This is a genomic window from uncultured Campylobacter sp., assembly GCF_938031315.1.
Lineage (GTDB): Bacteria > Campylobacterota > Campylobacteria > Campylobacterales > Campylobacteraceae > Campylobacter_B.
In genome coordinates this window covers 1-7322 of sequence record NZ_CALHHT010000191.1, presented here as the reverse complement: position 1 = coordinate 7322, position 7322 = coordinate 1, and the positions used below count along the sequence as shown (strand labels likewise).

General features: G+C 53.0%; 6 protein-coding genes. 1 reads left to right on the top strand and 5 read right to left on the bottom strand.

The features are described 5' to 3' along the window. The 5 genes from Q0236_RS04995 to Q0236_RS04975 form a co-directional block, all read right to left on the bottom strand. A partial coding sequence (locus Q0236_RS04995) for a hypothetical protein (RefSeq protein WP_297915702.1) occupies positions 1-358 on the bottom strand: 358 nt, incomplete at its 3' end. Further along, positions 345-1013: an SDR family oxidoreductase gene (locus Q0236_RS04990; protein ID WP_297915700.1), complete on the bottom strand. Its 669-nt coding sequence runs from the start codon at positions 1011-1013 to the stop codon at positions 345-347. The genes Q0236_RS04995 and Q0236_RS04990, both read right to left, overlap by 14 nt. A gap of 365 nt (positions 1014-1378) precedes the next feature. After that, on the bottom strand, positions 1379-2653 hold the full coding sequence (locus Q0236_RS04985; protein ID WP_297915698.1) for a spore photoproduct lyase family protein: 1275 nt from the start codon (positions 2651-2653) through the stop codon (positions 1379-1381). Between the two features lie 73 nt (positions 2654-2726). After that, positions 2727-3206 (bottom strand): hypothetical protein, encoded by a 480-nt coding sequence (locus Q0236_RS04980; protein WP_297915696.1) that lies wholly within the window; start codon positions 3204-3206, stop codon positions 2727-2729. A gap of 103 nt (positions 3207-3309) precedes the next feature. After that, on the bottom strand, positions 3310-4428 hold the full coding sequence (locus Q0236_RS04975; RefSeq protein ID WP_297915694.1) for a hypothetical protein: 1119 nt from the start codon (positions 4426-4428) through the stop codon (positions 3310-3312). A 74-nt stretch (positions 4429-4502) separates the two neighbouring features. On the opposite strand from Q0236_RS04975, the gene uvrA reads away from it, so the two are divergent. Beyond that, the coding region (gene uvrA / locus Q0236_RS04970; protein WP_297915692.1) for an excinuclease ABC subunit UvrA at positions 4503-7322 on the top strand (2820 nt) is incomplete at its 3' end.

Below are 7322 nucleotides of genomic sequence, written 5' to 3'. Positions count from 1 at the left end.
TCGTCGTATTTGCTTCGCCGCCTTTTGATTTTGGGGTTTTAAAGCCCAATTTCTTGCAATGATCTCCGCGGGAATTTTGGAAATAATATCTCTCACGCTCTCCCAAATTTTCAACTCCCTTTTCGCACACACGCCTGATATATGCTTCGCTCGGATAACTAAGCCTACTTTGCGCAAAGATATTCCCATCATCGGCGCGCTTTATCAGCTTAGCGATGCAGGCGTCATCTTCCTCATCATGCCTGCCTGAAAAAAATTCTCTCGCGCTACAATACCCGCCGCTACCGCTTACAAACGCGGCATAAATAATAATAAGCGCCACAGCTAGCACAAAAACATGACTTTTACCGATTTTCAAGCTCGCCTCCTTCGCGATTAAATTTTGATTTTTTCCGCAGATTTACGATTTGCGGGCGGATCGTAAACTCGCTCACGTTGGACTTCGTGCGCAGAATTTGCAGCGTAAAATTTGCGATCTCCCACGCATCCACGAAGCTAGCCTCATCATCCGCGGGCTCGAAGCTCAAATCCTCGTAAAAGGGCGTTTTGGTGACGTCGGGGTTGATGCAGCTTACTCTGATCTGCTTGCGCGCCTCCTCGAAAAGGCAGAGCAGAAACGCCCGCAGTCCCGCCTTGCTCGCGCTATAAACCGCGCTAAAGCGGCTCGCTCGCAGCGCCTCGATCGAGCTAATGCCGATGATATGGGCGCGGTTGCGCTTTAAATTCGGCAAAAGCGTGCGCGTGATGATGATGTTTGCGGCGAGATTTACGTTTAAAATTTTTAAAATTTCACTCTCGCTCATCGCCTCAAGCGGCGCAAATTTCGCCGTACCAGCGCATAAAATCAGTGCGTCAATCTCACACGCCGCAGCCAGAGCGCGGCACTCCTTTGCTAGCGCGTCCGTATCCTCGAAGCGCGAGGCTAGCGTTAAAATTTCATAGCCGTTTTGCCGCAGAAGCTCCGCAACCGCGCTGCCGATACCGCCGCTTGCGCCCGTGATCAATGCTTTCATCTTTTCTCCTTTAAATTTTAATGCCGCTTCGGCGCGTTAAGTTTAGAGCGCCGAGTAAATGCCCCTACGTTAAATTTTCTTTGTTCATTGTATCCGCCGCTAAATTTACGCGGATTATTTAAACCGCGCCGCGACTTTGCCGGGTAAAATTTTAAATTTAGCCCGCGGCGTTTTGATGTGCGAGCGTTTTGTAAAATTTCATCGCCGCTCGCTGTGCCCGCCCCGCACGATTTATAAAATTTAATTTTATAAAGCCGGGTGCGCCGCTAAATTTTAACCGCTCGCTCGCCACCAAATTTCACGCTGTATTCTCGGCGCCACATGCGAACCGGTACAGGCCGCGACGTCTGCGGCAAACAGTGCGTCTAGCGCCGCCGTATCTTTGCGAAATACGCCACCTTCATCGCCTCTTCAAAGGCGTCGTTGCTTTCGTACTCGCAGCCCAAAACCTCGCGCCACAGGCTCGCATCCTCCATGCAGAGGTAGAAAAACACCCGCTTGCGCCACGGCGAGAGCGCGTCCGCAGCAAATTTAAAAAGCTCGCGCTTGATCTGCAGCGGGTAGGACAGCTTGCCGTTCGCGTCCGCAAGGGGCATCTGCAGAATTTTGCTCCGCAGCCCGCGCGAGCGCAGCTTCTTGACGACGGGCTTGATAAAGGTAAGCGTGCCGAGCGAGACCATCGCGACGCCGCTTGGATCGAAGCTGCGTAGCAGCCGCTCAAAAAGCGCACCGTAATCGCTTTGCCATCCCTCGTACCAAACCATCGGGTGGAGGTGAAAGCCCACCAAAATGCCGCGCGCCGCGAGCGCTTCGGCTGCCGCGAGCCGCGCATCCAGGCTCGCGCTTAGATGCTCCTCGTTCGCTATGATCGCGGGGGTGTTGAGCGAGAATGTGACGATGAGGTTGCGCGGGATCTCGCGCTGCAGGAAAAAACGGATATTGTTCGACTTGCTTTTAAGCTCCAAAATCACGTTTTGATGCCGCGCCGCAAAATCGCATAATGCGCTTAAAATGCCGAAGCGATCGCCCCACATGAGCGAGTCGGAGCTCTGCCCCGTGCCAATGTGGTAGCTGCGCGCGGGATCGAGCCGCAGCCGCGCTAAATTTGCCGCAAAATTCTCGTCAAAGCCGATTTTCCCGTGCTTGTAAAAGGAGCCGATCGCGCAATAGGAGCAGTCAAAGCCGCACGAATTGACCGCATCGAGCGTCAGCAGATTGCAGCAGCGCGTGTTTTCGCTCGCCACCGGACAGCGCCCCAAAGCGATACGATCCGCGCGAAAGGATGAAATTTCAAATTTTTTCGGCGCGTAATTGCTTTTGAAGCCTGCGTACGAGTGCGGGCGCGACTTTAGCTCAAGCCAAGTCTCGCGCACGAAATTAAAAATTTGCTCGCCGCTCGGGACTTTCCCTGCTTTATTAAATTTGGCTTTATTAAAATTTAGCCCGCACCGCTCGCTTGTAAGCAGCTCATAAATGGGCGCCTCGTCCCACGCCTCAAAATCGCTCACAAACTCCGCTAGCTGCTTTCGTTGCTGAAATGAAAAGTGAAATTTATCAAATAGCGCGCCCAAAAACGCGCTCGACCGCTCGCTCAGATTCACGCCAAACTGCGCTCCTGGCTCCTTTTTTGCCTCCGTCATCTTGCTCCGCTTCGTTTAAATTTTGCAAATTATACTTAAATTTCGCGCGCCGTCACTGAAAATCGTTGAAATTTCAGATCGCGCCGCAGAATAGTCGCTCGAAATAGAAGGCGTAAGCTAGCGTAATAGCGACGTTTAGGATCAAAATTCCGCCGAGTATGAGCTTTTGCGGGATTTTTTTGACGCCCGTTCGGTAGTAATACGGCAGGGCGCAGAAAAACGCGGGCAGCACGAGCAGAACGATGCCTAGCGGTATGCCGGTGCCGCCGGTGCCTATCTCCGCACTGCGCACAAACTGCGCCATGGCGGGAAATTTAAGGGCGGCGAAAATGACCGCTGCAAAAAGTATCTGCACGCAGACGCAATAAAATAGGTAGCGCACGCCTATTAGGGCATCTTTTAGCCATAGCCCGATACAGAAAAATACTAGCAAAAGAGCTAAAAAGACCAACAAGGGCGGATCGGCAAACAGATCTGCCACGGCATACGCGCAAGCTGCGACGCATGCGTACGCCAAGAGGGCAAAACATAGATAAGAGCCTTTTATTTTCATCGTTTCTCCTGTAGCTATGCAATACCTTATAATTCCGCGTCGTATTCGGCATATGAAGCCGAAATTTATCTCTCGGCTCTGTTTTTTGAATACGCTCTAGTAGTTAAATTTTGCCCTTTATCGCGGCGCGGATTTGCGGCAGGCGCGCCTTTACGAGCTCATAGACGAAGCTTTTGCAAAGCCGCTCGCCGCGCAGATGATCGCTTACGATCTTCATCATCGCCCACGGCACGCCCGCGCGCTCACAAATGCTTGCAAAAAGCGCGCTCTCCATATCGTAGAGCCTGATGTCGCGATTTGCGCACCGGCGGGTAGCATCTTTTGCCGTGCACGGCGTATTTTGTGTTGCTCGTGCTGCAGTATTCGTCGCGACGTTGTGCCCACTTACCGCGATTTGTGAGGGTTTTACGCTCGCTAAATTTTGCGCCTCAACTTGCGTTGCGCCTTGTATTTCAGCCCGCGTCGCGTCGCGCGTGAAATTTTTTGTATCTGCTGCGCCGTTCGTCCCTTGCGTTGGGGCTTGTGCGTTTATCTCGCCGCACCCCTCGATTTCTGCGATATTTGCCACATCAGTTCGCTCCGCTGCGTTTAAAATTTTAGGCTCGCTTACGCAGATTAAATTTGCCCGCAGCTTGCCGTCCAAACTCGCGCCGCAAAATTCCCGCTCGCAAATGTTTTGAAATTTTAGAGCTTGCTCGCTGTGTTCCCCGACCTGCGAGCGATAAAGCTCCGATCCGTTCTCATCGCAAAATTCTTGCGCTGCCGTGCCGTCAAAGTAAAACGCCTCGCCGATTTGCACGCCTTTATCCTCGCAGCCGCAGACGCCAATGTTTAGCGCAAAGTTCATGCGCCGCGAAAGTAAAATTTCACCGAAGCGCTCTGAATTCTGCGCAGAATCAAAATCTGAAATTTCAAAATTTTCAGCCGCATTTCGCGCAGAACCGACCTCTGCATCGCCGCCGCAGAGCGCGCCCGCATCCGAACGGTGCTTAAATTTCACGTCCGCGCCGCGCCGATCCTTGCGAAGCTCACGCGCGAATTTCGCGTCTGTATCGGCACGGCGAACAAATTCCGCGTCCGCTTTAAATTTAGCCCCAAACCTCACGCCGCAGATGTATAAAAGCATCTGCTCGCCTGCGAACAGATCGCCGCTGCGCGTAAGTTTAAAACTCTCGATTATCGCTTGGGCTTCGCAGCGCAAAGCCGTACAGATTAGTATCATCGCCGCCCCTTCCAAAAGCGCAATTTTAACAATTTGAGCTATAATGTAAGATTAATTTGCACAAAAGGGCGAAAATGAACGATCTCATCACCATCACGGGCGCGCGCGAGCACAATCTGAAAAATATAAATTTGCAAATTCCAAAGGACAAACTCGTCGTTTTTACAGGTCTCAGCGGCAGCGGCAAGAGCACGCTGGCGTTTGATACGCTATATGCCGAGGGGCAGCGCAGATACGTCGAGAGCCTAAGCAGCTACGCGAGGCAGTTTTTAGACCGCGTAGGCAAGCCCGACGTCGATAAGATCGACGGTCTGACGCCTGCGATCGCGATCGATCAAAAAACGACGTCGAAAAACCCGCGCTCGACGGTGGGCACGATTACCGAAATTTACGACTATCTGCGCCTCTTATATGCGCGCGTGGGGGTGCAGCACTGCCACAAATGCGGCAAGCCGATCTCAAAGATGAGCTCCAGCGACATCATCGCCGAGATTATGAAGCTGCCGCGCGGCGCAAAGGTGATCTTGGGAGCGCCCTTGGTGCGCGAGAAAAAGGGCAGCTTTGCCGATATGTTACAAAGCTTGCGCGAGCAGGGCTATGTGCGCGCTCAGATCGACGGCGTGCTGGTGCGACTAGACGAGGAGATCGAGCTAAGCAAGACGAAAAAGCACTCGATCAAGGTCATCATCGACCGCACGATCATCGACGAGGAAAATTCCATCCGTATCGCAAGCGACGTCGAAAAGGCGCTCAAGCTCAGCTTCGGCGAGCTTGAGGTGGAGATCGCAAACGCCGCCGAGCTTGGGCTCGCGCAGAGCCTGATCCACTACAGCGAGCATATGGCGTGCTTTGATTGTAAAATTTCATTCAAGCCGCTCGAGCCGCTCGCGTTTAGCTTCAACTCCCCAAAGGGCGCGTGCGAGAGCTGCGACGGGCTGGGGATAAAATTTAGCCTCGATCTGGGCAAGATCATCAACGAAAACGCCTCGATCGAGGGCGGCGCGATCAAGGTGATGTCGGGCTTTAACAAGAGCTATTATTATAAATTTCTGCTCGGGTTTTGCGAGGCAAACGGCATAAACGTTAAAATCCCGTATGCAAACTTAAGCGAGGAGCAAAAAAAGCTGATCCTCTACGGCAGCGTCAAAGAGATCGATTTTTACTGGAAAAAGCATAAGCTCGTGCGTAAATTTGAGGGCGCGATCAAATACGCCTACGATCTGCTCAAAAACGAAAGCGATCTGGACGAGTATATGAGCGAAAAAATTTGCCTCGACTGCGGCGGGCTGCGCCTGCGCCCCGAAAGCCTAGCCGTAAAGGTCGCGGGGAAAGGCATCGGCGACGTGATAAATATGAGTATCGCAGACTGCGTGGAATTTTTCAGCGACGAGAAGCGGTTTTCAAATTTAAGCGAAAAGGACGCGCAGATCGCGGCGCCGATCCTAAAAGAGATCAACGAGAGGCTGTTTTTCTTAAAGGACGTGGGGCTTGGATACCTCACGCTGGGGCGCGATGCGCGCACCATCAGCGGCGGCGAGGCGCAGCGTATCCGTATCGCAAGCCAGATCGGCTCTGGTCTTAGCGGCGTGATGTATGTACTCGACGAGCCTAGCATCGGGCTTCACGAGCGCGATACGCAAAAGCTCATCAAGACGCTACGAAGCTTACAGGAAAAGGGAAATTCCGTAATCGTCGTCGAGCACGATAAAAAGACGATCGAGGCGGCGGACTTCGTCGTGGATATCGGCCCTGGGGCGGGCAATCTAGGCGGCGAGGTCGTATTCGCAGGAGACGTCGCGCATCTGCTTAAAAGCAATACGCAAACCGCGCTGTATCTGAACAACCAAAAGGAGATAAACTACCAAAAGCACCGCAAGCAGGAGCTTTGGCTAAGTATCAAAAACGTAAATATCAATAACATCCACGGCCTTTGCGCAAAATTTCCGCTGCGAAATTTAGTCGGCATCACGGGCGTTAGCGGCAGCGGCAAGAGCTCCTTGGTGCTGCAAACCATACTGCCTACCGCGCTTGAGGAGCTAAATCGCGCCAAAAAGGTGCACGCGGTAAAGGGCACTAAAATTTCCGGGCTTGAGAGCCTGGATAAAGTGATCTATCTGGATCAAACCCCGATCGGACGCACCCCGCGCAGCAATCCCGCGACCTACACGGGGGTGATGGACGAGATCCGCGCGCTTTTTGCCGCGACGAAGGAAGCGCAGCTGCGCGGATACAAGATCGGCCGCTTCAGCTTCAACGTCAAGGGCGGGCGCTGCGAAAAATGCGCGGGCGAGGGCGAGATCACGATCGAGATGCACTTCCTGCCCGATATCAGCGTCGTTTGCGACGTTTGCCACGGCACGAGATACAACGCGCAGACGCTTGAAATTTTATACAAAAACAAAAGCATAGCCGACGTTTTGGCGATGAGTATCGACGAGGCGCTCGAGTTTTTCAAAGCCGTGCCTAAAATTTATCAAAAGCTAAAAACGCTCGCGGACGTCGGGCTCGGCTACGTTTCGCTAGGCCAGCCCGCCACGACGCTTAGCGGCGGCGAGGCACAGCGCGTCAAGCTCGCCAAGGAGCTAAGCCGCACCGATACGGGCAATACGCTATATATCCTAGACGAGCCTACGACTGGGCTTCATTTTGCAGACGTAGATCGCCTGGTGGCGGTGCTACATCATCTGGTCGATCTAGGGAATTCCGTCTTTGTGATCGAGCATAATCTGGACGTCATCAAAAACTGCGATTACATAATCGACATGGGGCCCGAAGGCGGTGCCGGCGGCGGAGAGATCGTCGCTTGTGGCACCCCAGAAAAGCTTGCGAAAGACTTCAAAAAAACGCTCAGCTACACGGGGGAATTTTTGGCACAGGAGCTAGCGGCGATGAAA

Bases quoted from the DNA above. Each gene is read 5' to 3' on its own strand.
- Q0236_RS04975 (WP_297915694.1), bottom strand. From the start codon at position 4,428: ATGATACTAATCTGTACGGCTTTGCGCTGCGAAGCCCAAGCGATAATC.
- Q0236_RS04980 (WP_297915696.1), bottom strand. From the start codon at position 3,206: ATGAAAATAAAAGGCTCTTATCTATGTTTTGCCCTCTTGGCGTACGCA.
- Q0236_RS04990 (WP_297915700.1), bottom strand. From the start codon at position 1,013: ATGAAAGCATTGATCACGGGCGCAAGCGGCGGTATCGGCAGCGCGGTT.
- Q0236_RS04985 (WP_297915698.1), bottom strand. From the start codon at position 2,653: ATGACGGAGGCAAAAAAGGAGCCAGGAGCGCAGTTTGGCGTGAATCTG.